This window comes from Priestia sp. Y58 (assembly GCF_029522095.1).
GTDB lineage: Bacteria > Bacillota > Bacilli > Bacillales > Bacillaceae_H > Priestia > Priestia megaterium_E.
Genome location: NZ_JAKWFL010000001.1, coordinates 416,569 through 441,244, shown reverse-complemented (window position 1 = coordinate 441,244; position 24,676 = coordinate 416,569). Strand labels below are relative to the sequence as shown.

At 39.0% G+C, this 24,676-nt stretch carries 26 protein-coding genes; all 26 read left to right on the top strand.

What is annotated here, in order from left to right:
• Window positions 1–18: 18 nt before the first annotated feature.
• Complete coding sequence (gene smc / locus MMB68_RS02340) at window positions 19–3,579, top strand: chromosome segregation protein SMC (RefSeq protein WP_221784466.1); 3,561 nt, start codon at window positions 19–21, stop codon at window positions 3,577–3,579.
• Window positions 3,580–3,604: 25 nt separating this feature from the next.
• Entirely contained in the window at window positions 3,605–4,603 is a 999-nt protein-coding gene (gene ftsY / locus MMB68_RS02335; protein WP_277548132.1) for a signal recognition particle-docking protein FtsY, read from the top strand.
• A 125-nt stretch (window positions 4,604–4,728) separates the two neighbouring features.
• Window positions 4,729–4,863, top strand: a complete 135-nt coding sequence (locus MMB68_RS02330) for a hypothetical protein (RefSeq protein ID WP_260506719.1) — start codon at window positions 4,729–4,731, stop codon at window positions 4,861–4,863.
• A gap of 204 nt (window positions 4,864–5,067) precedes the next feature.
• Complete coding sequence (locus MMB68_RS02325; protein WP_221784741.1) at window positions 5,068–5,400, top strand: putative DNA-binding protein; 333 nt, start codon at window positions 5,068–5,070, stop codon at window positions 5,398–5,400.
• 12 nt (window positions 5,401–5,412) lie between these two features.
• The gene (gene ffh, locus MMB68_RS02320) at window positions 5,413–6,756 is read left to right on the top strand and encodes a signal recognition particle protein (protein WP_013058900.1); all 1,344 of its coding nucleotides are present in this window, start codon (window positions 5,413–5,415) and stop codon (window positions 6,754–6,756) included.
• Between the two features lie 136 nt (window positions 6,757–6,892).
• Window positions 6,893–7,165, top strand: coding sequence for a 30S ribosomal protein S16 (rpsP, locus tag MMB68_RS02315; protein WP_013058899.1), 273 nt, complete (start codon window positions 6,893–6,895; stop codon window positions 7,163–7,165).
• Window positions 7,166–7,176: 11 nt separating this feature from the next.
• On the top strand, window positions 7,177–7,407 hold the full coding sequence (locus MMB68_RS02310; protein WP_013058898.1) for a KH domain-containing protein: 231 nt from the start codon (window positions 7,177–7,179) through the stop codon (window positions 7,405–7,407).
• A gap of 152 nt (window positions 7,408–7,559) precedes the next feature.
• Complete coding sequence (locus MMB68_RS02305) at window positions 7,560–7,943, top strand: YlqD family protein (protein ID WP_014458417.1); 384 nt, start codon at window positions 7,560–7,562, stop codon at window positions 7,941–7,943.
• Between the two features lie 12 nt (window positions 7,944–7,955).
• Window positions 7,956–8,468 carry a ribosome maturation factor RimM gene (gene rimM, locus MMB68_RS02300; protein ID WP_028410799.1) on the top strand — a complete coding sequence of 171 codons (513 nt, stop codon included), beginning with the start codon at window positions 7,956–7,958 and terminating at the stop codon, window positions 8,466–8,468.
• Entirely contained in the window at window positions 8,468–9,208 is a 741-nt protein-coding gene (gene trmD, locus MMB68_RS02295; RefSeq protein ID WP_221784465.1) for a tRNA (guanosine(37)-N1)-methyltransferase TrmD, read from the top strand. The genes rimM and trmD overlap by 1 nt, the downstream gene beginning before the upstream one ends.
• 161 nt (window positions 9,209–9,369) lie before the next feature.
• A complete protein-coding gene (rplS, locus tag MMB68_RS02290; protein ID WP_013084808.1) occupies window positions 9,370–9,714 on the top strand; it encodes a 50S ribosomal protein L19 in 345 nt (114 codons plus the stop codon).
• A 180-nt stretch (window positions 9,715–9,894) separates the two neighbouring features.
• On the top strand, window positions 9,895–10,446 hold the full coding sequence (gene lepB, locus MMB68_RS02285) for a signal peptidase I (RefSeq protein WP_013058893.1): 552 nt from the start codon (window positions 9,895–9,897) through the stop codon (window positions 10,444–10,446).
• A 21-nt stretch (window positions 10,447–10,467) separates the two neighbouring features.
• A complete protein-coding gene (gene ylqF / locus MMB68_RS02280; RefSeq protein WP_025750333.1) occupies window positions 10,468–11,334 on the top strand; it encodes a ribosome biogenesis GTPase YlqF in 867 nt (288 codons plus the stop codon).
• A 107-nt stretch (window positions 11,335–11,441) separates the two neighbouring features.
• Window positions 11,442–12,209: a ribonuclease HII gene (locus tag MMB68_RS02275; protein ID WP_221784464.1), complete on the top strand. Its 768-nt coding sequence runs from the start codon at window positions 11,442–11,444 to the stop codon at window positions 12,207–12,209.
• Window positions 12,210–12,578: 369 nt separating this feature from the next.
• Window positions 12,579–13,739, top strand: a complete 1,161-nt coding sequence (sucC, locus tag MMB68_RS02270; RefSeq protein ID WP_013058890.1) for an ADP-forming succinate--CoA ligase subunit beta — start codon at window positions 12,579–12,581, stop codon at window positions 13,737–13,739.
• An 18-nt stretch (window positions 13,740–13,757) separates the two neighbouring features.
• Window positions 13,758–14,660 (top strand): succinate--CoA ligase subunit alpha, encoded by a 903-nt coding sequence (gene sucD / locus MMB68_RS02265; protein ID WP_013058889.1) that lies wholly within the window; start codon window positions 13,758–13,760, stop codon window positions 14,658–14,660.
• A gap of 63 nt (window positions 14,661–14,723) precedes the next feature.
• Window positions 14,724–15,605: a DNA-processing protein DprA gene (gene dprA, locus MMB68_RS02260; protein WP_221784463.1), complete on the top strand. Its 882-nt coding sequence runs from the start codon at window positions 14,724–14,726 to the stop codon at window positions 15,603–15,605.
• 154 nt (window positions 15,606–15,759) lie between these two features.
• On the top strand, window positions 15,760–17,835 hold the full coding sequence (topA, locus tag MMB68_RS02255; RefSeq protein ID WP_221784462.1) for a type I DNA topoisomerase: 2,076 nt from the start codon (window positions 15,760–15,762) through the stop codon (window positions 17,833–17,835).
• Window positions 17,836–18,041: 206 nt separating this feature from the next.
• A complete protein-coding gene (trmFO, locus tag MMB68_RS02250; protein WP_028410805.1) occupies window positions 18,042–19,346 on the top strand; it encodes an FADH(2)-oxidizing methylenetetrahydrofolate--tRNA-(uracil(54)-C(5))-methyltransferase TrmFO in 1,305 nt (434 codons plus the stop codon).
• Between the two features lie 65 nt (window positions 19,347–19,411).
• Window positions 19,412–20,314, top strand: coding sequence for a tyrosine recombinase XerC (xerC, locus tag MMB68_RS02245; protein WP_028410806.1), 903 nt, complete (start codon window positions 19,412–19,414; stop codon window positions 20,312–20,314).
• 14 nt (window positions 20,315–20,328) lie between these two features.
• Window positions 20,329–20,871, top strand: coding sequence for an ATP-dependent protease subunit HslV (gene hslV / locus MMB68_RS02240; protein WP_013058884.1), 543 nt, complete (start codon window positions 20,329–20,331; stop codon window positions 20,869–20,871).
• A gap of 16 nt (window positions 20,872–20,887) precedes the next feature.
• Window positions 20,888–22,288: an HslU--HslV peptidase ATPase subunit gene (gene hslU, locus MMB68_RS02235; RefSeq protein WP_013084801.1), complete on the top strand. Its 1,401-nt coding sequence runs from the start codon at window positions 20,888–20,890 to the stop codon at window positions 22,286–22,288.
• A 28-nt stretch (window positions 22,289–22,316) separates the two neighbouring features.
• Window positions 22,317–23,096 carry a GTP-sensing pleiotropic transcriptional regulator CodY gene (gene codY / locus MMB68_RS02230; RefSeq protein WP_013058882.1) on the top strand — a complete coding sequence of 260 codons (780 nt, stop codon included), beginning with the start codon at window positions 22,317–22,319 and terminating at the stop codon, window positions 23,094–23,096.
• Window positions 23,097–23,528: 432 nt separating this feature from the next.
• Window positions 23,529–23,918 (top strand): flagellar basal body rod protein FlgB, encoded by a 390-nt coding sequence (gene flgB / locus MMB68_RS02225; RefSeq protein ID WP_221784461.1) that lies wholly within the window; start codon window positions 23,529–23,531, stop codon window positions 23,916–23,918.
• Window positions 23,919–23,920: 2 nt separating this feature from the next.
• Window positions 23,921–24,370: a flagellar basal body rod protein FlgC gene (gene flgC, locus MMB68_RS02220; protein WP_221784460.1), complete on the top strand. Its 450-nt coding sequence runs from the start codon at window positions 23,921–23,923 to the stop codon at window positions 24,368–24,370.
• Between the two features lie 12 nt (window positions 24,371–24,382).
• Entirely contained in the window at window positions 24,383–24,673 is a 291-nt protein-coding gene (fliE, locus tag MMB68_RS02215) for a flagellar hook-basal body complex protein FliE (RefSeq protein ID WP_182420412.1), read from the top strand.
• The last annotated feature ends 3 nt before the right edge of the window (window positions 24,674–24,676 follow it).

The window sequence follows — 24,676 nt, the reverse complement described above, 5'->3', positions numbered from 1 at the left end:
GTGTGAGGGGGGATTTCTATGTTCCTCAAACGATTAGATATTGCAGGGTTCAAATCGTTTGCAGAAAAAGTATCGATAGATTTTGTGCCAGGTGTAACGGCGGTAGTAGGACCGAATGGAAGCGGAAAAAGCAACATTACGGATGCCATACGCTGGGTGCTTGGAGAACAGTCAGCCAAATCGCTTCGTGGAGGGAAAATGGAGGACATTATTTTTGCAGGAAGCGAATCGCGCCGTGCGGTAAATGTTGCTGACGTAACGCTTACGTTAGAAAATGATGACCAGTTTCTCCCGCTTGACTATCATGAAGTTAGTATTACAAGGCGCGTGTACCGCTCAGGAGACAGTGAATTTTTTATTAACAACCAGTCGTGCCGCTTGAAAGATATTGTCGATTTATTTATGGATTCAGGACTTGGAAGAGAAGCTTTTTCGATTATCAGTCAAGGAAAAGTAGAAGAAGTACTAAGCAGTAAATCTGACGAGCGCCGTAAAATTTTTGAAGAAGCAGCAGGTGTATTAAAATACAAAACGCGTAAACGAAAAGCGGAGCTTCGGCTTCTCGAAACACAAGAAAATTTAAATCGAGTGGTAGATATTCTTCATGAAATTGAAGGTCAGTTAGAGCCTTTACAGATTCAATCGTCAATTGCCAAAGATTATTTGCAGAAAAAAGAAGAATTAGAGCACATTGATGTGGCTGTTACGGTATTTGAAGTTGAAGATCTTCATCAGAAATGGGAAAAATTAAAAGCTGAAATGGCTCAGCACGAGCAGCTCGAAGAATCTCTCGCGACGAATATTCGCACGCGTGAAGGAGAAATCCAGACCCTTCGTTTGCACATTCAGCAAATAGATGAACAACTAGACTCTTTACATAAAAAACTACTATATGTAAGTGAAGAAGTAGAAAAGCTAGAAGGCAAAAAAGAAGTATTAAAAGAGCGTAAGAAAAATGCCTTTCAAAATAAAGAGCAGCTGGAACGTTTAGTAAAAGAGTATACTCATAAACATCAAGAGCTAAGTAAAGCAAAAGACAGCGAAGGAAAAGATCTTGAGCAATCTCAAAAAGAAGTACAAGAGATACGCCTGAAGCTTACTGAGCAGGAACAGCTGTTCAGGCAGTACAGCGAGAATCTAGAAGAAAAGCTTGAACAGATGAAAAGCGAGTATTTTGAATTAGCGAACGCTCAAACATCCGCTCGAAATGAAATTTCATTTTTAGAGCAGCAAAAAATGCAAACGTTTGAAAAAGAGCAGCGTTTAACAAAATCCAACGAGCAATACGTAGAACAGCGCCGTGAATTAACGCAGCGAAAAGAAGCGGCGATCAAAAGACTTGCTCAGTTTCGTCAAGAGCTTCAGCAGGCTGTACAAGTGTATAAGCAGCAAGGAGAGAAGCTTGAGTCATTAAGGCAAGCCTATCGTAAACAAGAGTCTACGCTTTATCAAGCTTATCAGTACGTGCAGCAGACAAAATCACGAAAAGAAATGCTTGAAGAGATGCAAGAAGACTATGAAGGTTATTTTCACGGTGTAAAAGAAGTATTAAAAGCGCGTGATGAGAAGCTTGCAGGTATCAAAGGCGCCATTGCTGAGCTAATCAATGTTCCAAAAGAGTATGAAACAGCGCTTGAAATTGCGCTTGGAGGAGCAGCTCAGCATATTGTCGTTCAAGACGAACAAAGTGCACGTCAGGCAATTGGCTTTTTGAAACAAAATGGTTACGGGAGAGCTACGTTTTTACCACTGACGGCTGTAAAAGATCGTTATGTTCCGGCTCAAACTATTTCTATGCTAGAGAGTCACGAAGCGTATGTAGGGATCGCTTCATCTCTTGTTAAATACGAAGCTACCTACGACCGAGTTATTAAAAATTTGCTTGGAACCGTTATTGTTGTTAATGATTTAAAAGGTGCAAATGAACTTGCCCGTCTTGTGCAGCATCGCTATCGTTTTGTGACCGTTAAAGGAGATGTCGTCAACCCCGGTGGTTCGATGACAGGCGGTTCCATGAAGCAAAAGTCCAACTCTTTGTTAGGCCGTCAGCGTGAAGTGGAAGCCATTACAGCAAAAATAGAAGAGATGGAACAAAAGACGATTGTGCTCGAGCAAGATGTGAAAGATAAAAAGTCACAGATTGAAGAGCTTCAACAGGAAATTAATAAACAGCAGGCATTTGTGGAACGCTTGAAAGACAAAGAGCAGGAATCTGACCGAGAAGTAAAGCAAATTGACATCGAAGAAAAAGCAGTGAATGACCGCTTAACCATGTACGATCATGATATTGCTAGCTTTAGACAAGATCAAACAAGCTTGTCCGCTCGAATTGATGAGCTGCATACGAGTTTGCAAGGAAATCAGCAGCAGGCAAATGTATTAGAGAAAAACATTGAAGAGTTAGCTGCACGCAAGCATACACAGCAAACGTCTAAAGAAACGGTTCAACATGAGCTTACAGAAGTAAAAGTGCTTCTTGCGAAAAAAGAACAGTTCCTCACAAATCAGCAAGAAAAATATGAAAGAGTGTGCTTTGAGCTTGATCAAACCATTCAGCGTTTGTCTGAAGCTACAGATGATCTTTCTCTTTTAACGAGTGAAATCACGAGCAATGACTCGGGTGAACTTCAGCTCGAAGAAGCGGCGCATGAGCGAATAAAAGAAAAGACAGAAACGTTACAATTAATGGATGACTGCAGATCAGAGCGGTTGAAAGCCCAGAATAAACTTGAAGACGAAGAGAGAGTTGTAAAAGAGCTGCAGCGTCAGTACAAACAAATTACGGATGCTTTAAAAGATGAAGAAGTCAAAATCAATCGAATTGACGTAGAGCTAGACAGCCGTCTGCAGCAGCTGACAGAAGAGTACGAAATTAGCTTTGAAGCAGCAAAAGAAAAATATCCTTTAACATTAGATATTCAAGAAGCGAGAAAAAAAATCAAGCTCATTAAGCTGGCAATTGATGAATTAGGAACCGTAAACTTAGGTTCTATTGAACAATACGAACGCGTTTCAGAGCGCTATGAATTTTTAAATACGCAGCGAGCGGACCTTGACGAAGCGAAAAATACCCTGTATCAAGTGATTGAAGAAATGGACGAGGAAATGAAGAAACGTTTTTCTGATACGTTCACTCGTATCCGCAATGAATTTGGTACAGTGTTCTCTTCCCTATTCGGAGGAGGAAAAGCGGATTTGAAATTAACAGATCCGAAAGATTTATTAAATACAGGTGTAGAAATTGTTGCCCAGCCTCCTGGGAAAAAACTGCAGAATCTAGGGTTGCTGTCAGGCGGCGAGCGTTCGTTAACAGCCATTGCCCTCCTGTTTTCTATTTTGAAAGTACGTCCGGTACCGTTTTGTGTGCTAGATGAAGTGGAAGCGGCGCTTGATGAAGCAAACGTTCATCGCTTCGCTACGTATTTACGCAAATTTAGTAATCAAACACAGTTCATTGTTATTACTCACCGAAAAGGTACAATGGAAGAAGCTGATGTACTGTACGGTGTGACAATGCAAGAATCTGGCGTATCGAAATTAGTCTCTGTTCGTTTAGAGGAATCAAAGCAATATGTTTAACTCATAGAATGAAAGGGTGGTACGAATGAGTTTTTTTAAGAAACTAAAAGAAAAAATTACAATGCAAACCGATTCTGTTACACAAAAATTTAAAGATGGACTATCAAAAACGCGCAATTCTTTTTCAGAACGCGTGAATGATCTAGTGTCTCGCTATCGTCAAGTAGACGAAGAGTTTTTTGAGGAATTAGAAGAAATTTTAATTAGTGCTGATGTCGGTGTGGCTACCGTGTTAGATTTAATTGATGACTTAAAATCGGAAGTGAAACGCCGTAATATTAAGGACCCTCAAGATGTACAGGCTGTCATCTCTGAGAAATTAATTGATATTTATGAATCTGGTGAAGAGCAGATTAGTGAACTGAATATGCAGCAAAATGATTTAACGGTGATTTTGTTTGTAGGGGTAAACGGCGTTGGAAAAACAACAACAATTGGGAAAATTGCTCATAAATTCAAACAAGAAGGCAAAAAAGTCGTAATGGCAGCAGGAGATACGTTCCGTGCCGGTGCGATTGAGCAGTTAGAAGTATGGGGAGAACGCGTTGGTGTTGATGTTATTAAGCAATCTGCAGGCTCTGACCCTGCAGCTGTCATGTATGACGCTGTTCAGTCAGCTAAGGCTCGAAAAGCAGATGTTTTATTATGTGATACAGCAGGGCGCCTTCAAAACAAAGTGAATTTAATGAAAGAATTAGAGAAAGTAAAGCGTGTTATTGAGCGAGAAATTCCTGGTGCTCCTCATGAGGTACTTCTTGTACTTGATGCGACGACGGGGCAAAATGCTTTAAGTCAGGCTAAAACATTCTCAGAAGCAACGAACGTGACGGGAATTGTGTTAACAAAACTAGATGGTACGGCTAAAGGCGGAATTGTTCTTGCCATTCGAAACGAACTGAAGCTTCCTGTTAAATTCGTTGGACTTGGAGAAAAAGTAGACGACCTTCAGCCGTTTGACACGGAACAATATATCTATGGGTTATTTGCCAATGCTGTAGAAGAAGAAACAGAAAAAGAGGCATAATCTCAAAAGAGGCTGCCACAAAAGTAGTTTAGTTGAAGGAAGATCCGAACGATGAATCAAACTCGTTCGGATTTTTTCATGGTGATGGTGAATGTAGGTTTCATGTATGCAGAAGCTTCTAGCTGTTGATTGGAGGGCAAGACGAAGACTCCTGCGGGAAAAGCGGAACAGGTGAGACCCCGCAGGAGCGGAAACGACGAGGAGGCTCAGCGGCCGCCCGCGGAAAGCGAAGTCTTGCACGGAAATCAACAGCGGTGTAACAAGTGATTCATACGAGCTCCTTTATCCCATTTGTTCGTCTTTAAATTGAAATAATTTAGTTATGTCTCGATCTCTTTTAAATGGGAAAATGTCAGGTGTTAAGGAAAAAACTTGACATTCAAACCTCGCCTAGTTAAACTAATAACATGTAAAGGCTTTTCACTTAACAAGGGGGCGGTCAGATGGTTGAAAAGAGCGTGCATATGCTCGAAAAAACAACAAGAATGAATTACTTATTTGACTTCTATCAGGCGCTGTTGACGCCCAAACAAAGAAGTTATATGTCACTTTATTACTTGGATGATTATTCCCTCGGTGAAATAGCGGAAGAATTTGATGTGAGTCGTCAAGCAGTTTATGATAATATAAAACGTACAGAGCAAATGCTTGAACAATATGAGGAAAAGCTATTGTTATTTCAACGGTTTCAAGAGCGTCAATCAATTGTTCAACAACTGAAAGACGAACTTGCAGCCGACTTATACAAGAATAGTAAGCTTTCTTCTCTTCTTGATTCGCTCGAGAAATTAGATTAGGGGGCGGCGTATATGGCATTTGAAGGATTAGCCGACCGTTTGCAAAGCACACTGCAAAAGTTAAAAGGAAAAGGAAAAGTTAACGAAGCTGATGTTAAAGAAATGATGCGTGAAGTTAGACTTGCCCTTTTAGAAGCCGATGTAAACTTTAAAGTAGTAAAAGACTTTGTTAAGCGCGTAAGCGAACGTGCTGTAGGTCAAGACGTTCTTAAGAGCTTAACGCCTGGACAACAAGTTATTAAGGTTGTACAAGAAGAATTAACTGCACTTATGGGCGGAGAGCAAAGCAAGATTGCAGTAGCTCCAAAAGCTCCAACTGTAATTATGATGGTTGGACTTCAAGGTGCAGGTAAAACAACAACAACCGGTAAACTTGCCAATTTATTACGTAAAAAATATAACCGTAATCCATTGCTTGTAGCAGCAGATATTTATCGTCCGGCAGCTATTAAACAGCTTGAAACACTAGGAAAACAGCTTAGCATGTCTGTTTTTTCATTAGGTGATCAAGTAAGTCCTGTGGAGATTGCGAAACAAGCTATTGCTCATGCGAAAGAAGAGCATCACGATTATGTATTAATTGATACAGCGGGACGTTTGCATGTTGATGAAAATCTAATGGAGGAGTTAGAACAGATCAAAGAGCTTTCTAACCCAGACGAAATTTTCCTTGTTGTCGATGCGATGACGGGTCAAGATGCAGTAAACGTTGCGGATAGCTTTAATAAGCAATTAGGATTAACTGGAGTTGTATTAACGAAACTAGACGGCGATACGCGCGGTGGTGCAGCGCTTTCTATTCGTGCAGTAACCGATACACCAATTAAGTTTGTCGGTCTTGGAGAAAAAATGGATGCTATTGAAGCATTCCATCCAGAGCGTATGGCTTCCCGTATCTTAGGTATGGGTGATGTGCTGACGCTTATCGAAAAGGCTCAGGCAAATGTAGATGCTGAAAAAGCAAAAGAGCTTGAAGCTAAGCTGCGCACGCAGTCATTTACATTTGATGACTTTTTAGATCAACTTGCTCAGGTGCGTCAAATGGGACCGCTTGATGAGCTAATTGGTATGCTTCCGGGCGCCAATAAAGTAAAGGGGCTCAAAAACCTGCAGGTTGATGAAAAGCAAATTAATCATGTAGAAGCAATCATTCGTTCTATGACGAAAGCGGAAAAAACAAACCCTGAAATCATTAATGCAAGTCGAAGAAAACGTATTGCAAAAGGAAGTGGACGTTCTGTACAAGAAGTCAACCGTTTGCTTAAACAATTTGAAGACATGAAAAAAATGATGAAACAAATGACAAATATGTCAAAAGGCAAGAAAAAGGGTATGAAACTTCCATTCTTTTCATGATAAAACGCTTAATTTGGACTGAAAAACCAAAGAAAATAAAATATTTTTCTAGTGTTAAGAAAAAAACCTTTACAAACATTTTACCTATTTGATATTATATTATCTTGTTGAAACATATTCGGAGGTGCTTTATAAAATGGCAGTAAAAATTCGTTTAAAACGTATGGGAGCTAAAAAATCTCCTTTCTATCGTATCGTAGCAGCAGACTCTCGTTCACCACGTGATGGACGTTACATCGAAGTAGTTGGAACTTACAATCCTGTAGTTCAACCAGCTGAAGTTAAAATCGATGAAGAGCTAGCTCTTAAATGGTTACAAAATGGTGCTAAACCATCTGATACAGTTCGTAACCTTTTCTCTAACGAAGGCATCATGGAAAAATTCCATAATGCTAAATTAGGAAAATAATTTCACTCGAGATGACATCACTAATCGAAACAATTGTAAAGCCGCTTGTTGATTATCCAGCTGATGTTAAAGTGGAGGAACAAGAAGATGAACGTCAAGTGACGTACATCCTTACTGTTCACCAAGAAGATGTCGGCAAAGTAATCGGCAAACAAGGCCGCGTTGCAAAAGCGATTCGAACTGTTGTGAATGCAGCAGCATCACAGCAAGGTAAAAAAGTGTATGTGAAAATTCAAGAGTAATCAAAAAGGGAGAGGGATAACCTCGCCCTTTTTTTTATGTTATGATAAGATGAACGTTTTGATCACAGTAAGTCTTTTGCGAGCAAGAAGCAGCTATTTCAATATGCATGCCAAAAGCACAAGGACACTATCTTGAGGGCGGAGGGAACGTTTTGAACATTATTCAAAAAGTGGTTGTGAAACAAGTGTTAACTGAAGCAAGCAAACAAGATCTTGAAAATCGTTTTGTAAACCGCAAGCAGGCGCTTGAAAAAGAAATGGAACAGCTGAAATTTCAGTTAAAGCACATGGAAAAAGCCAATAAAGGTTCTTCTTTATTACATAGTCAATTTGAAAAAGAAAAATCCGCTCGCCTTGAAAAAATTGAAGTGTTGAACTTTCAGCTGACGCAATTAGAAAAGCTTCCTTTAGGGAGCGAACTCGTTGAAACGGAACTCGATGCCTTAGTAGAGGTAAAAATCGGCGATGATTGGGAAAAGATAAAAGAAAGTAAAACAATTATTATAAAAGATAGCAAAGTTGTTGAGATTAGATAGAGGTGAAGAAGCATGGAATGGTTTAAGGTTGGAAAAATTGTGAATACCCATGGTGTAAAAGGAGAAGTTCGTATTGTATCAACTACGGATTTTGCTGATGAGCGCTATGAAAAAGGAAATAAACTTTATATCTTCAAAGAGAAGCAAAGCGAGCCGGTAGAAGTAACGGTAGCAAGCCATCGCAGGCATAAAAATTTTGATCTGCTTACATTCGAAGGCTATCACAACGTAAATGATGTCGAGCAGTACAAAAACTGCGAAGTGAAAATTCCTGAGGAGCAGCTAACGGATTTAGAAGACGGTGAATTCTATTTCCACGAAATTATTGGCTGTACAGTAAAAACAGAAGACGGAGTAGAGGTAGGAACGGTCAAAGAAATTTTAACGCCGGGAGCTAATGATGTGTGGGTCGTTAAAAAAGGCGGAAAAGAAGTTCTTATTCCTTACATCGACGACGTTGTACAATCTATTGATATAGATGAAAAAGAGATTGTTATTACGGTAATGGAAGGGTTATTGGACTAATGAAAATTGATGTACTATCGCTATTTCCTTCTATGTTTGACGGTGTTTTTGGTGAATCAATTTTGAAAAAAGCACAGGAAAAAAATGCGGTTGAACTGAATGTAGTTAATTTCCGAGAATATTCTACGAACAAACATCAGAATGTGGACGATTATCCTTACGGCGGAGGTGCTGGAATGGTATTGACACCTCAGCCTATTTTTGACGCTGTAGAGAAGCTGACTGAAACAGCTAAGAAGCCCCGGGTAGTTTTGCTTTGTCCGCAGGGCGAACGCTATACACAGGCAAAAGCAGAAGAGCTAGCGGCAGAAGAGCATTTAATTTTTATTTGCGGTCATTACGAAGGATATGATGAACGAATTCGTGAGCAGCTGGTAACTGATGAGATTTCAATTGGTGACTATGTATTAACTGGAGGAGAGCTTGGTGCCATGGTTGTGATCGATAGCGTTGTTCGCCTGCTTCCCGATGTGCTTGGCAATAATCATTCAGCTGTACAAGACTCACACAGTACAGGTTTACTAGAGCACCCCCACTATACGCGTCCTGCTGATTTTAGAGGCTTAACAGTTCCTGAAGTACTTATGTCAGGAAATCATAAAAAAATTGAACAGTGGCGTCAAAAAGAGTCTTTAAAGCGCACGTTGCTTCGAAGACCGGATATGCTTGAAAAGATGGAGCTAACGGAAGAGCAAAAGAAACTAGTAGCTCAATTAAAAGAGGAAAACGGCCTTTCATAAATCCATAAAATTTATGCATAAACTCTGTTGCATACGGTATAAGAGTGTGCTAAGATAGATTTTGTGGCTTGGGCAGATGTCTGGTCACCTATAACGATGTTCCGCTGCAATGATTGAAAAGCATTGGTATGAGCGTCTGTTGGAAGGAGTTGAAACACGCGATGCAAAAATTAATCGAAGAGATTACAAAAGAACAATTAAAAACAGATCTTCCTACGTTCCGTCCTGGTGATACTGTACGTGTACACGTAAATATCGTTGAGGGTACTCGTGAACGTGTTCAGGTATTTGAAGGTGTTGTTATTAAGCGTCGTGGCGGTGGTATCAGCGAAACATTTACAGTACGTAAGATTTCTTACGGTGTAGGTGTAGAGCGTACATTCCCACTTCATACGCCAAAAATTGCAAAAATCGAAGTAATGCGCCGCGGTAAAGTACGCCGTGCGAAACTTTATTACCTACGTGAATTACGTGGTAAAGCTGCGCGTATTAAAGAAATTCGATAATAGTAAAGGGGAGCTTGTTTATACAAGCTCCTTTTTTCAAATGTTTTTTTAGAACGATTCGTTCTCTGACAGTAAAAAATAGACGTACAAGTCATCATTTTTTTATTCTATTTATTTATTAGGCGTTTCAAACATTATCGTTTAAAATAAAGGTATGACATAAGAGTTGGAGGACTGAAGATGGCTCGAAAGAAAAATGAACTGTGGGAATGGATAAAAGCAATCGCCATTGCCGTACTGTTAGCTGTTGTAATTCGCTATTTTTTGTTTGCACCGATTGTAGTAGATGGACTTTCTATGATGCCTACGCTGCATGACCAAAATCGAATGATTGTAAATAAGTTCTCCTATAAGATTGGTGATCCTGATCGCTTTGATATTATTGTTTTTCATGCTACAGCGGAAAAAGATTACATAAAACGTATTATCGGACTGCCGGGTGATCATATTGAGTATCGAAATGATACGCTATATGTAAATGGAAAAGCTTATAAAGAGCCCTATTTAGATCAGTATAAAAAAGAAGTGATTGACGGTAATTTAACCGAAGATTTTAAACTAGAAGACGTAACGGGTAAAAAGACCGTGCCAGAAGGCTATTTGTTCGTGATGGGAGACAATCGACGCTATAGTAAAGACAGCCGTCAGATTGGCTTTGTGAGCATGGACAAGGTGCTTGGTAAAACGAGTGCCGTATACTGGCCGATTAAAGAAGCGCGTTTTGCAAAGTAAAATATAAAAGGTGAGTAAAATATGACAATTCAATGGTTTCCTGGCCATATGGCCAAGGCCAGAAGACAAGTAACTGAAAAGCTAAAATTGATTGATATTGTATACGAACTGGTTGATGCACGCATTCCGCAATCATCGCGAAATCCAATGATTGATGAGATTATCGTGAACAAGCCGAGAATCGTATTGCTTAATAAAGTGGACAAAGCTGATCCGCGCGTCACTCAGCAGTGGCTAGATTATTACAAAGAACAAGGTATTTATGCCTTAGCTATTGACGCACAAGCAGGTAAAGGAATGAAACAAATTGTTTCGTCTTCCAAAGAACTTCTTCAAGAGAAGTTTGACCGCATGCGCGCAAAAGGAGTTAAAAAACCCCGCGCTATCCGAGCGATGATTGTAGGGATTCCTAACGTCGGTAAATCAACGCTGATTAATCGCCTTGCCAGCAAAAAAATCGCCAAGACCGGAGACCGTCCAGGTGTGACGCAAGCACAGCAGTGGATTAAGGTAGGAAATGAACTGGAGCTACTTGATACGCCAGGTATTTTGTGGCCTAAGTTTGAAGATGAAACAGTTGGATATAAGCTTGCAACAACGGGTGCTATCAAAGATACCATTTTAAATATGCAAGATGTCGCTGTTTATGCGCTGCGCTTCTTAACTAGCCATTACCCAGAACAATTAAAGCAGCGTTATGATTTAAATGAAATCCCTGAAGACATTGTAGAGCTTTTTGATGCAATTGGGTCGCGCCGCGGCTGTTTAATGGGTGGCGGCATGGTGGATTACGATAAAACGGCTGAACTTGTTCTTCGAGAAATTCGAACGGATAAAATTGGCACCTTTACATTTGATGATCCAAGTGAAGCTGAACAACAGCTGTAAGCAATACATTGCGAACTGAAACAAAAAACGCCTCTGCCTTTTTAGCATGAGGCGTTTTTTATGTAAAGGTGCCGTGTGAAAATGTTGATATAAAGAAGGTGGAGCTAATGAAAAAAAGTATTAAGGAAATAAAAGAAGAACTAAAGCGAGTGAGAAGCCCGGAAGATGCTTTATTTAAGGCATATGCGCAAGATGAGCGTAAAGGTGTGCAGCAGGTTATTATTCAAAAACAAAGGCAATTTGAAGCCGCTGAGCGCTTGAAGCAACAGTTTGATGGAATGATGGCATATGAAAACGAATTATACAATCAAGGAGCAACCTATATTGCCGGAGTAGATGAAGTAGGAAGAGGACCGTTAGCAGGACCGGTAGTAGCTGCTGCTGTTATTTTGCCTCCGGATTTTTTTCTCCCTGGTTTGACGGATTCAAAGAAGTTATCAGAGGCAAAGCGAGAAGAATTTTATGAAGAAATTTGTAAAAGCGCTGTCGCTATCGGTATAGGTATTATAGACGCAGAGGTCATTGATTCTATTAATATTTATGAAGCAACAAAAAAGGCAATGACTGAAGCAATTGAACTTCTAGCTGTTCAGCCTGATGAACTGCTTATTGATGCGATGAAGCTGCCGGTGCCTATTTCGCAGCAGTCAATCATCAAAGGCGATGCTACAAGCATTTCCATTGCTGCAAGTTCTGTTATTGCAAAAGTGACGCGAGATCGAATGATGAAAGAACTTGGTGAACGCTATCCTGCATACGGATTCGAAAAACATATGGGATATGGAACAAAACAACATTTAGAAGCAATCGAACAATATGGAATTTTGCCAGAACACCGCCGATCTTTTGCACCGATAAAAAACCAAGTAAACTAGAACATGATACCCGAACATATCTCTGCTTTTTAGCGCATGTTTTACATGCGGGATTTTAGGCTCAAAAAGGATATAGCCTACTTAAGTGGAGATATTGCTACGGGTGGAGTTCGTGAATTATTTTCCTCTCAGTCTGCTTTAGTTATGAAGGTTGATTTACACGATCAACCACACGTTTAATGTCCGCAGAGCCTCATCGACTTCATAAGGTATGGTTAAGTACTATCTCCATAAAAATATCAATTTTCTTATTATTTCAATATTTTTCACTAGAATAGTAGACAATTAGACAATTATTTTTATACAATGAAAGCGCAGTCTATTTTGTGCAGTATAGTTTTGTGGTTGATTATGTTAGGAGGATGGGAAATGAATATCCATGAGTATCAAGGAAAAGAACTACTCAGAAAATATGGGGTTGCAGTACCAAACGGTCGAGTAGCTTTTACTGTTGAAGAAGCAGTTGAAGCAGCAAAGGAATTAGGTTCACAAGTATCTGTGGTGAAAGCACAAATCCATGCTGGTGGACGCGGTAAAGCGGGCGGTGTCAAAGTAGCAAAAAACTTAGATGAAGTTCGTACATATGCACAAGATATTTTAGGAAAGACCCTCGTAACACACCAAACAGGCCCTGAAGGAAAAGAAGTTAAGCGCTTGTTAGTTGAAGAGGGATGCGATATTAAGAAAGAATACTACATCGGTTTAGTTCTTGATCGTGCAACGTCTCAAGTTGTATTGATGGGTTCTGAAGAAGGTGGAACTGAAATTGAAGAAGTGGCAGAAAAAACGCCTGAAAAAATCTTTAAAGAATATGTAGATCCTGCGATTGGTTTACAAGCATTCCAAGCTCGCAGACTTGCATTTAATATTAATATTCCAAAAGAATTAGTTGGAAAAGCAGTTAAGTTCATGACGGGTTTATATACAGTATTTGTTGAAAAAGACTGCTCAATTGCAGAGATTAATCCTCTAGTTGTAACAGGTGACGGAGACGTTATGGCATTGGATGCGAAGTTAAACTTTGATTCAAATGCGCTGTATCGTCAAAAAGATATTCTTGAATATCGTGACCTTGAAGAGGAAGATGCTAAAGAAATTGAAGCATCTAAATACGACTTAAGCTACATTTCACTAGATGGCAATATCGGTTGTATGGTAAACGGTGCAGGTTTAGCAATGGCAACGATGGATATTATTAAACATTACGGAGGCGACCCTGCTAACTTCCTGGATGTTGGGGGCGGCGCAACTGCTGAAAAAGTAACAGAAGCATTCAAAATTATTTTATCTGACCAAAATGTAAAAGGTATTTTCGTTAATATTTTCGGCGGGATTATGAAATGTGATGTTATTGCAACAGGTGTTGTTGAAGCAACGAAACAAGTTGGATTAAGCCTTCCATTAGTTGTTCGCTTAGAAGGAACAAACGTTGAACTTGGAAAAGAAATTTTACAAAAATCAGGCTTAAATATCACAGCTGCTGAATCTATGGCAGACGGCGCACAAAAAATCGTTTCACTAGTGAAATAGAAAGGCTGGGGGATAGGAATGAGCGTATTTATTAATCAAGATACAAAAGTAATTGTACAAGGAATTACAGGCGGAGTTGGCCTTTTTCATACACAACAAATGTTAGAATATGGAACAAAAATTGTTGGTGGCGTAACACCAGGTAAAGGCGGCTTAGAAGTAGAAGGTGTTCCGGTATTTAATACGGTTGCCGAGGCAAAAGAAAAAACAGGCGCAACGGCTTCTGTTGTATATGTTCCGCCAGCATTCGCAGCTGACTCCATTATTGAAGCAGTTGACGCAGATTTAGATTTAGTTATTTGTATTACGGAAGGTATTCCAGTATTAGATATGGTAAAAGTAAAGCGTTATATGGAAGGAAAACGCACGCGCCTTGTGGGACCTAACTGCCCAGGTGTTATTACACCAGAAGAATGTAAAATTGGAATTATGCCAGGGTACATTCACAAAAAAGGTCATGTAGGTGTAGTTTCACGTTCTGGTACATTAACATATGAAGCTGTTCATCAACTTTCTGAAGCTGGCATTGGCCAATCAACAGCTGTTGGTATCGGTGGTGACCCAGTGAACGGCACGAACTTTATCGATGTATTAAAAGCGTTTAATGAAGATGAAGATACGTACGCAGTAATTATGATTGGTGAAATCGGCGGTACGGCAGAAGAAGAAGCGGCAGAATGGGTAAAAGCAAACATGACAAAACCTGTGGTCGGCTTCATTGGCGGTCAAACAGCACCTCCAGGAAAACGTATGGGCCATGCTGGTGCTATTATTTCAGGTGGTAAAGGGACAGCGTCTGAAAAAATTAAAACAATGAATGAATGCGGTATCCAAGTAGCTGAAACACCATCTGTTATGGGAGAAACACTTATTAAAGTGTTAAAAGAACAAGGCATTTACGAGCAGTGTAAGACTCATTAATAGAAGACATATAGCCTCCTTTGACCGGGGGCTATTTTGTCCATTTAAAAAGGAGATTGTAGAATGTCTGATTTACGGGAAAAATTAATTCATTTAGCACATTGTCCATCTGTTAATTGGAAACAAATTTTTGCGCTACTTCAACAGAATTCTTCATTACAAAATCTCTACGAGTACTCTCCATCACAGCTTCAAAAACTATTGACTCTCTCGATTGAACGTGCTAATCAAATAAAAAAAGATTTGCAAACTATTCCAATACGAGATATTCTAGATAAATATGACGCTGAGAATATTCAATGTGTCACCATCCTAGATGATGAATATCCTGAACTTTTGCGCCATATTTATGATCCGCCTTGGGTATTATTTGCAAGAGGAAAGGTTTCTCTTCTACACGCTCCGGCAAGCTTAAGCGTTGTAGGAACAAGGAATCCCACTTCATATGGAACTGCAGCTCTGACTCATATTGTTAAGCCGATGCTGCATGAAGAATTTGTCGTTGTAAGTGGACTAGCCTTAGGGATTGACCAAGCTGCTCATGAACTGGCTATCGCTGAAAAAGCTAAAACGATTGCAGTTTTAGGCGGCGGGTTTTATAATATTTACCCAAGAGGAAACCAAAATTTAGCAAGAGAAATTGCGCAGCATCATTTGCTGCTTTCTGAATATGCCCCGTTTATGAAGCCGACGAAATGGTTTTTCCCTCGCAGAAACAGAATCATTAGCGGATTAACAGGAGGCACGTTGGTGGTGCAAGCAAAAGAAAGAAGTGGATCTTTTATTACCGCCGACCAGGCGCTTCAGCAAGGAAGAGAAGTATTTGCCATACCGGGTTCTATTTTTGAAGAAACATCATGTGGAACGAATAAGTTAATCCAATTAGGGGCAAAACTTGTGCAAAGCGCTGCTGATATTACAGATGAAATGATGTATATAAGATGAATGTTTCAAAGTAGTCATATTCTTGCATGGTATGAAATACTAGTGAGATACGTAGTGAAATCGTATGACTTATCTTTTTGACATTTGACAAACAAGAACCAAATATTTAATAATAATGAAGATTTTATTCTACCTCTTGAGGAGGAACAAATAGATGTCTGACTACCTAGTAATTGTAGAATCGCCTGCAAAGGCTAAAACAATTGAACGTTATTTAGGAAAGAAATATAAAGTAAAAGCATCGATGGGACATGTTCGCGATTTACCTAAAAGTCAAATGGGAATTGATATTGACCAGGATTACAATCCGAAATATATTACAATTCGCGGGAAAGGCCCGGTTTTAAAAGAACTAAAAACAGCGGCTAAAAAAGCAAAAAAGATTTACCTAGCAGCCGATCCAGACCGTGAAGGAGAAGCGATTGCATGGCACTTGGCGCACAGTTTGGATGTAGACATTGCATCGGACTGTCGCGTAGTATTTAATGAGATTACAAAAGAAGCGATTAAAGAATCTTTTAAACATCCACGAGCAATTAATATGGATTTAGTAGATGCTCAACAAGCACGCCGTATTCTTGACAGGCTGGTTGGCTACAACATCAGTCCATTGCTGTGGAAAAAAGTGAAAAAAGGATTAAGTGCCGGAAGGGTTCAATCAATTGCAGTGCGGTTAATTATTGATCGTGAAAAAGAAATTGCAAAGTTTATCCCAGAAGAATACTGGACGGTAAAAGCAACTTTTCAAAAAGGGAACGACCAATTTGAAGGCCAGTTGATCGAATATCAAGGGAAAAAAGTAGAGCTATCGAATGAAAATGATGTAACCAACATTGTTAAACAATTAGATGGAAATGAATTTTCAATTTCTAAAGTAACAAAACGTGAGCGAAAGCGTAATGCGGCTCCTTCTTTTACCACGTCTTCATTACAGCAAGAGGCAGCGCGGAAACTGAACTTCCGAGCGAAAAAAACAATGATGATTGCGCAGCAATTGTATGAAGGAATTGATTTAGGAAAAGAAGGAACAGTAGGTCTTATCACGTATATGCGTACCGATTCTACTCGTATTTCAGAAACAGCTCAAACAGAAGCTAGAGATTACATTACGAACGCGTACGGAAATCAGTTTGTGGCAACGGAAAAGCGTAAAGAAAAGAAGAATTCAAATGCGCAAGATGCCCACGAAGCGATTCGTCCAACTTCAGCTCTTCGTAAACCAGGAGAGGTAAAAGAGTTCTTATCGCGTGATCAGTATCGACTGTATAAGTTAGTATGGGAGCGCTTCGTTGCTAGTCAAATGGCACCTGCAATTATGGATACAATGGCTGTAGATTTGAAAAATGGAGACGTAACATTTAGAGCGAACGGCTCAAAAGTTAAATTTCCAGGCTTTATGAAAGTGTATGTTGAAGGCAATGATGATCAAGTGGAGGAAAAAGAAAATCTTCTTCCAGACTTAGAAGAAGGAGAAGTAGCTTATTCTAAGGACATCGATGAAAAGCAGCACTTCACACAGCCGCCGCCAAGATATACAGAAGCTCGTTTAGTCAAGACATTAGAAGAGCTAGGCATTGGCCGACCGTCTACATATGCTCCAACACTTGACACGATTCAAAAGCGCGGGTACGTAGCGCTCGATAACAAGCGTTTTGTTCCAACAGAACTTGGAGAAATTGTACTAGAGCTTGTATTGGAGTTTTTCCCGGAAATTTTAGATGTAGAGTTTACAGCTAAAATGGAAAACGATTTGGATGAAGTGGAAGATGGTAATGTTCAATGGGTGCGTGTTATTGACGAATTTTACAGTGATTTTGAAAAACGCTTAGAACATGCTGAAAAAGAAATGCGCGAAGTGGAGATTAAAGATGAACCTGCCGGAGAAGATTGCGAAGAATGCGGTTCACCTATGGTATACAAAATGGGACGCTACGGAAAATTTATGGCATGCTCTAATTTCCCTGACTGCCGCAACACAAAGCCAATTGTAAAAGAAATTGGCGTAAAGTGTCCGAAATGTGAAGAAGGAAATATCGTTGAGCGAAAATCGAAGAAAAAGCGTACATTTTATGGCTGTGATCGATTCCCTGGCTGTGACTTCGTATCTTGGGATAAGCCAATTGCAAGAAAATGTCCGAAATGTGAAAATCTGCTTGTAGAGAAGAAACAGAAAAAAGGAACTCAAGTCGTCTGTACAAGTTGTGATTATAAAGAGGAAGCTCAGCAGTAAAAGAGAATGGGATGAATTCCCACACTTTAAATTTAAAAATAGCAGTTATATAAGATGCGGCGACATTGCTTCATGTGCTAAAATGGAAACGTTATTAGCGACATTGAGTAATGTCGCATTTTCTTTGTCCTGTTAAAAAAGGAACAGACAAGTGAATGAATAAGGAAAATGATAGAAAAGATAGAAATGAAGTTGGAGGATTTACAATGAATGAACAAGTAATTAATGTTATCGGAGCAGGTCTTGCTGGAAGTGAAGCAGCTTGGCAGATCGCAAAGCGCGGTTTGAAAGTCCGTCTTTATGAGATGAGACCAGTGAAGCAAACACCTGCTCATCATACGGACAAATTTGCTGAATTAGTATGTAGTAATTCACTGCGTGCGAATACATTAACAAATGCAGTGGGTGTGTTAAAAGAAGAAATGCGATTATTAGACTCTGTAATTATTCGTTCAGCAGACGAATGTGCGGTTCCAGCAGGTGGAGCACTGGCTGTTGATCGTCACGAATTTGCCGCTCGTGTGACGGAAAGCGTTAAAAACCATCCGAACGTAACGGTTGTTAACGAAGAGATTACGGAAATTCCACAAGGACCAACTGTTATTGCAACAGGTCCGTTAACGTCAAAAGATTTATCGGAACAGCTGCGCGCGTTAACAAGTGAAGATTATTTATATTTTTACGATGCGGCTGCACCTATTATTGAAAAAGACAGCATTGATATGGATAAAGTATATCTTAAATCTCGCTATGACAAAGGGGAAGCTGCCTATTTAAACTGTCCGATGACAAAAGAAGAATTCCAGCGTTTTCATGAAGCATTAATCAATGCAGAGACGGTTCCTTTAAAAGAATTTGAGAAAGAAATTTATTTTGAAGGATGTATGCCAATTGAAGTAATGGCTTCACGCGGAGAAAAAACAATGCTCTTTGGACCAATGAAACCAGTTGGGTTAGAAGATCCGAAAACAGGAAAGCGACCTTATGCAGTTGTTCAGCTTCGTCAAGATGATGCAGCAGGTACACTATATAATATCGTAGGTTTCCAAACACATTTAAAATGGGGAGCACAAAAAGAAGTATTAAGCTTAATCCCAGGTTTAGAAAATGCAGAAGTAGTACGCTACGGAGTTATGCATAGAAATACGTTTATTAATTCTCCTAAATTGTTAAAACCTACGTATCAATATCGTGAGCGCGATGACTTATTCTTTGCTGGACAAATGACGGGAGTAGAAGGATATGTAGAATCAGCGGCGAGCGGACTAATGGCAGGAATGAACGCGGCTCGACTTGTACTTGGTGAAGAATTGGTTGTATTGCCGCAGGAAACAGCGATTGGCAGTATGGCTCACTATATCACACATACAAACGCTAAAAATTTCCAGCCGATGAATGCCAACTTTGGCTTATTCAAAGAATTGGAAGTGCGAATTAAAAACAAACAAGAACGAAATGAAACGCTTGCTAAACGAGCATTGGAAACTATTCAGAATTTTACAACAAAATAATCAAAATTGTTTGCAAGGGCTACTTAATTGTGATAATATTTAGTAGCCCTTGTGAGGTGATAACATTGGAATTTGTTAAAGATGTATTAAATTCCTTTCTAGAATATTTACAAATTGAGAAAAATTATTCAAAATATACAGTTGACTGCTATGAAAAAGACATCGTTATCTTTATGTCTTTTATGCAGGAAGAGCAAATACAAAACCTACAAAGTGTTACATATGCTGATGCAAGGCTGTTTTTAACACGCCTATATGAAAAGCAGTATTCAAAAAGATCGATGTCACGCAAAATTTCTTGTTTGAGAACGTTTTATCGTTACTTAAATAGAGAAGAATTAGTAGAAGATAATCCATTTGCGCTCGTTACCCTTCCTAAAAAGGAAGAGCGAAATCCTCGCTTCCTGTATGAAGAGGAGATTGTGAAATTATTTCAAATGAATGACTTAACAACTCCGTTAGGGCAGCGTAATCAGTCTCTATTAGAATTGCTGTATGCCACCGGAATACGAGTGAGTGAATGTGCATCTATTAAGCTTAGCGATATAGATTTTTCACTTCAAACTTTGCTCGTATATGGAAAAGGGAAAAAACAACGGTACGTGCCATTTGGCTGTTATGCCAAGGACGCTCTTAGAGTATATATAGATAATGGAAGAAAGCTTCTTTTAAAAAAGGCTCCTTCTGATACTCATTCGCTCTTTTTAAATTATAAGGGGACACCGTTGACAGACCGAGGCATACGCTTAGTCATTGATCAGTTAGTAAAGAAGACCGCTGAGAATATACATATTAGTCCACACGTTTTGCGGCATACTTTTGCGACTCATATGTTAAATGAAGGGGCAGATTTACGTACAGTTCAAGAAATGCTAGGTCATGAACATTTATCAACCACTCAAATATACACACATGTGACGAAGGATCGTTTAAAGGCAGTTTATATGAATCACCATCCTCGCGCATAAAAGGAGGAGTTAATTTGTCTACTTTCCATGCTACTACGATTTTTGCGGTTCAGCATAACGGTCAATGTGCCATGTCTGGGGACGGACAAGTAACGTTCGGTAATGCTGTTGTGATGAAACATACTGCTCGAAAAGTAAGACGTCTATTTCAAGGGCAAGTTCTTGCCGGCTTTGCAGGTTCAGTAGCTGATGCATTCACTCTTTTTGAATTATTTGAAACGAAGCTTGAAGAGTATAACGGAAATCTTCAGCGTGCAGCCGTTGAGCTTGCTAAACAATGGAGAAGTGACAAAGTATTGCGAAAGTTAGAAGCAATGCTTATTGTTATGAACAAAGATAACTTGCTGTTAGTATCAGGAACAGGTGAAGTTATTGAACCGGACGACGGCATTTTAGCAATTGGATCAGGCGGAAATTATGCTTTATCAGCGGGACGTGCATTAAAACAACATGCAGGCGAACATTTAACAGCTAAAGAAATTGCAAAAGCAGCTTTAGATGTAGCAAGTGAGATATGTGTTTATACAAATGATCATATTATTGTAGAAGAACTGTAGGAAAGGGGATTTTTTTATGAATTCTCATTTAACACCTCGACAAATTGTAGAAAAGCTCGATCAGTATATTATTGGTCAAACGAAGGCAAAGAAAGCGGTCGCTGTTGCACTGCGAAATCGCTATCGACGCGGTCTGCTGGACGAATCTTTACGTGATGAAGTTGTGCCGAAAAACATTTTAATGATTGGTCCTACAGGTGTGGGTAAAACCGAGATTGCACGCCGCTTAGCTAAGCTTGTCGGTGCACCTTTTATTAAGGTTGAGGCAACAAAATTTACGGAAGTTGGATATGTAGGACGCGATGTAGAATCAATGGTTCGTGATTTAGTGGAAACGTCAGTTCGACTTGTGAAAGAAGAAAAAATGAACGGCGTGCGTGATCGCGCAGAAGAAAATGCAAACAAGCGGATAGTGGAGCTTCTTGTTCCAAGCAAAAAGAAGCAGCAATCGTTTAAAAATCCGTTTGAAATGATTTTTTCAAACGGTACACAGTCAAGCGATGCGGATCCTGATCAAGATGAGGAAACGAATATTGCAACGAAGCGCAAGCAGATTGCTCATCAGCTTGCTTTAGGAGAGCTTGAAAATCATTATGTCACAATTGAAGTAGAAGAGCAACAACCTTCTATGTTTGATATGTTACAAGGTTCGGGTATGGAACAAATGGGCATGAACATGCAGGATGCCTTAAGCAATTTTATGCCTAAAAAACAAAAAAAGCGCAAGCTTACTGTTAAAGATGCACGAAAAGTATTAACAAATGAAGAAGCGCAAAAATTGATTGATATGGATGAAGTGACGCAAGAAGCTGTGAATCGTGCAGAACAATACGGAATTATTTTCATTGACGAAATTGATAAAATTGCTCAGAAAAGTGGTAATTCATCTTCCGCTGATGTTTCACGTGAAGGCGTGCAGCGAGATATTTTACCAATTGTAGAAGGGTCAACGATTGTTACCAAATATGGCGCAGTCAAAACTGATCATGTTTTGTTTGTAGCAGCCGGTGCTTTCCATGTATCAAAACCGTCGGATTTAATTCCAGAATTGCAAGGTCGATTCCCAATTCGCGTGGAATTAACGAAGCTAACCGTTGAAGATTTTATAAACATTTTAGTAGAGCCAGATAATGCGTTATTAAAGCAATATGCGGCATTATTGGAAACTGAAGGTATACAAATTGAATTTTCTGACGATGCTATACGTAAGATTGCAGAAATTGCATATCAGGTAAATCAAGATACAGACAATATTGGTGCAAGAAGGCTTCATACGATTTTAGAACGTTTGCTAGAGGATTTATCGTTTGAAGCACCAGAAGTAACATTAGAGAAAATTGTGATTACTCCGCAGTACGTGGAAGAAAAATTAGAAAAAATCGCTAAAAACAAAGATTTGAGTCAATTTATTTTATAGAACTGAAATCGCAGGAGGAAGAGTACTAATGGATTTATTAGGGAAAACTAGAAAGATTAATGCAATGCTACAAAAAGCAGCTGGTAAACCAGTAAACTTTAAAGAAATGGCTGAAACACTTTGCGAAGTGATCGAATCAAACGTATTCGTAGTAAGCCGTCGCGGTAAATTATTAGGAATCGCTGTTAAACAGCAAATTGAGAATGCGCGTATGAAAGATATGTTAGAAGCACGCCAGTTCCCAGAAGAATATACTCAAAGCCTATTTAACATTCAAGAAACATCTTCTAACTTAAACATTGAAAGTCAATATACAGCTTTCCCAGTTGAAAATAAAGACTTATTTGATGCAGGACTAACAACAATCGTTCCAATTATCGGAGGCGGAGAGCGTCTAGGTACGCTTGTACTATCTCGTTTAGACCGTCAGTTCGAAGATGATGATTTAATCCTTGCTGAATATGGTGCAACGGTAGTAGGTATGGAAATTCTTCGTGAAAAAGCAGAAGAGATTGAAGAAGAAGCGCGTAGCAAAGCTGTTGTACAAATGGCGATTAGCTCATTATCATACAGTGAGTTAGAAGCTATTGAGCACATCTTTGAAGAGTTAAATGGAAATGAAGGACTATTAGTCGCAAGTAAAATTGCTGACCGCGTTGGAATTACACGTTCAGTAATCGTAAATGCGCTACGTAAATTAGAAAGTGCTGGCGTTATCGAATCACGTTCTCTAGGAATGAAAGGAACTTACATTAAAGTTCTTAACAACAAATTCTTAGTAGAGCTTGAAAAATTAAAATCTAACTAAGTTTATGAACCAAAAAGCACACGGGCAGAGCCCGTGTGCTTTTTTTGTATGCTCTCAGTACAAAAAGATTAAGAAGATTCGTTCACTATTTTTATAAATCCTTAACAAACTTCATATAAAAATCTAAAAATTATATTATAGAATTTTTAAATAGTAAAAAGATACTAGTTGATTACAAATCGTTACTTTTATTACATATTGTTCAGGACTTATGGTATATATTTTGATTTTAAATTTAAAAAATAGAGCTAAAGTATAGCATTGATGTTAAAATATGCTTGAAAAAAGAATGAAAATTTTGGTTTATAGTCCAAAAGTTCTTAAAAAAGGATAGACATTGCATGAAGTTTTTCTTACAATAAGTTCTATGGTACTAAAGTCGAAATTTGTCTCATTTTTGAGGAAAATAGAATAGATAAGCAGGTGTAAGAATTGAGTTTGTTTTCAACTACTTTTCAAACAATTGAAAATGGAATTAGCTACGCGTCACAAAAGCAGCAGACGATTGCACAAAATATCGCAAACGTTGATACTCCAAATTACAAATCGAAAACAGTATCGCGTACGAGTGAATTTCGAGATTTATTACATAACGAGTTAGAAGCATATCAGACTGATTCAAAACATATCCCATTCTCCGGTTCATCCCAGCGAGTGATTACCCAGCAAGGAAGCACTTCCTATCAAGCAAACGGAAACAATGTGGATATGGATAAAGAGATGGCGGATATGGCTGAAAATCAAATTTACTATGAGGCGCTAGTAGATCGTTTAAATGGAAAATTCAATTCTCTTCAAACAGTCATTAGAGGAGGTAAATAAGTTTGACTATTTTTCAAAATATGAATATTACATCTTCAGCTTTAACTGCCAATCGTTTAAGGATGGACGTTGTTTCATCTAATATGGCGAATGCTGAAACGACAAGAGGGACGTACGTTAATGGTGAGTGGCAGCCTTATAAAAGAAAAATGGTTGTCATGCAGTCTGATCGTTCGCCTTCTTTTTCGTCCGTCTTACACTCCGAAATAAATAAAAGTCAAAACAATGGTGTAAAAGTCACAGATATCGCAGAAGATAATACTCCTTTTAATTTAGTATATAATCCGACGCATCCAGATGCGAATGACCAAGGGTACGTGCAGATGCCGAACGTAGATCCTTTAAAGGAAATGACGGATTTAATTAGTGCTACTCGATCCTATGAAGCAAATGTGACGGTCTTTAATACAAACAAAAGTATATTAACAAAGGCGTTAGAAATTGGGAAATAAAGGAGCGATAAAATGATTAATGGTATCAGCAATCAAATAGCACTAGCAAAAACAGCAGCTTCTACTAGCACTGGACAAACAACTCAACAGTTTTCAACGTTTTTAAAAGACTCAATCAATGAGTTAAACAATACTCAACGCGCTTCGGATATAGCGACTGAAAAGCTTGCTAAAGGAGAAAACGTCGAACTCCAAGATGTAATGATTACTGCTCAAAAAGCAAGTATTACGATGCAAACGGCTCTTGAAATACGCAATAAAGCTGTTGAAGCCTATCAGGAAATGATGAGAATGCAAATGTAATTG

Excerpts from the sequence above, each read along its gene's own strand:
- trmFO (WP_028410805.1), top strand. The coding sequence starts at position 18,042 with ATGAATGAACAAGTAATTAATGTTATCGGAGCAGGTCTTGCTGGAAGT.
- hslU (WP_013084801.1), top strand. The coding sequence starts at position 20,888 with ATGAATTCTCATTTAACACCTCGACAAATTGTAGAAAAGCTCGATCAG.
- trmD (WP_221784465.1), top strand. The coding sequence starts at position 8,468 with ATGAAAATTGATGTACTATCGCTATTTCCTTCTATGTTTGACGGTGTT.
- fliE (WP_182420412.1), top strand. The coding sequence starts at position 24,383 with ATGATTAATGGTATCAGCAATCAAATAGCACTAGCAAAAACAGCAGCT.
- dprA (WP_221784463.1), top strand. The coding sequence starts at position 14,724 with ATGTCTGATTTACGGGAAAAATTAATTCATTTAGCACATTGTCCATCT.
- MMB68_RS02310 (WP_013058898.1), top strand. The coding sequence starts at position 7,177 with ATGACATCACTAATCGAAACAATTGTAAAGCCGCTTGTTGATTATCCA.
- ylqF (WP_025750333.1), top strand. The coding sequence starts at position 10,468 with ATGACAATTCAATGGTTTCCTGGCCATATGGCCAAGGCCAGAAGACAA.
- sucC (WP_013058890.1), top strand. The coding sequence starts at position 12,579 with ATGAATATCCATGAGTATCAAGGAAAAGAACTACTCAGAAAATATGGG.
- smc (WP_221784466.1), top strand. The coding sequence starts at position 19 with ATGTTCCTCAAACGATTAGATATTGCAGGGTTCAAATCGTTTGCAGAA.
- codY (WP_013058882.1), top strand. The coding sequence starts at position 22,317 with ATGGATTTATTAGGGAAAACTAGAAAGATTAATGCAATGCTACAAAAA.
- MMB68_RS02275 (WP_221784464.1), top strand. The coding sequence starts at position 11,442 with ATGAAAAAAAGTATTAAGGAAATAAAAGAAGAACTAAAGCGAGTGAGA.
- sucD (WP_013058889.1), top strand. The coding sequence starts at position 13,758 with ATGAGCGTATTTATTAATCAAGATACAAAAGTAATTGTACAAGGAATT.
- ftsY (WP_277548132.1), top strand. The coding sequence starts at position 3,605 with ATGAGTTTTTTTAAGAAACTAAAAGAAAAAATTACAATGCAAACCGAT.
- MMB68_RS02325 (WP_221784741.1), top strand. The coding sequence starts at position 5,068 with ATGCTCGAAAAAACAACAAGAATGAATTACTTATTTGACTTCTATCAG.
- ffh (WP_013058900.1), top strand. The coding sequence starts at position 5,413 with ATGGCATTTGAAGGATTAGCCGACCGTTTGCAAAGCACACTGCAAAAG.
- rpsP (WP_013058899.1), top strand. The coding sequence starts at position 6,893 with ATGGCAGTAAAAATTCGTTTAAAACGTATGGGAGCTAAAAAATCTCCT.
- rplS (WP_013084808.1), top strand. The coding sequence starts at position 9,370 with ATGCAAAAATTAATCGAAGAGATTACAAAAGAACAATTAAAAACAGAT.
- lepB (WP_013058893.1), top strand. The coding sequence starts at position 9,895 with ATGGCTCGAAAGAAAAATGAACTGTGGGAATGGATAAAAGCAATCGCC.
- topA (WP_221784462.1), top strand. The coding sequence starts at position 15,760 with ATGTCTGACTACCTAGTAATTGTAGAATCGCCTGCAAAGGCTAAAACA.
- rimM (WP_028410799.1), top strand. The coding sequence starts at position 7,956 with ATGGAATGGTTTAAGGTTGGAAAAATTGTGAATACCCATGGTGTAAAA.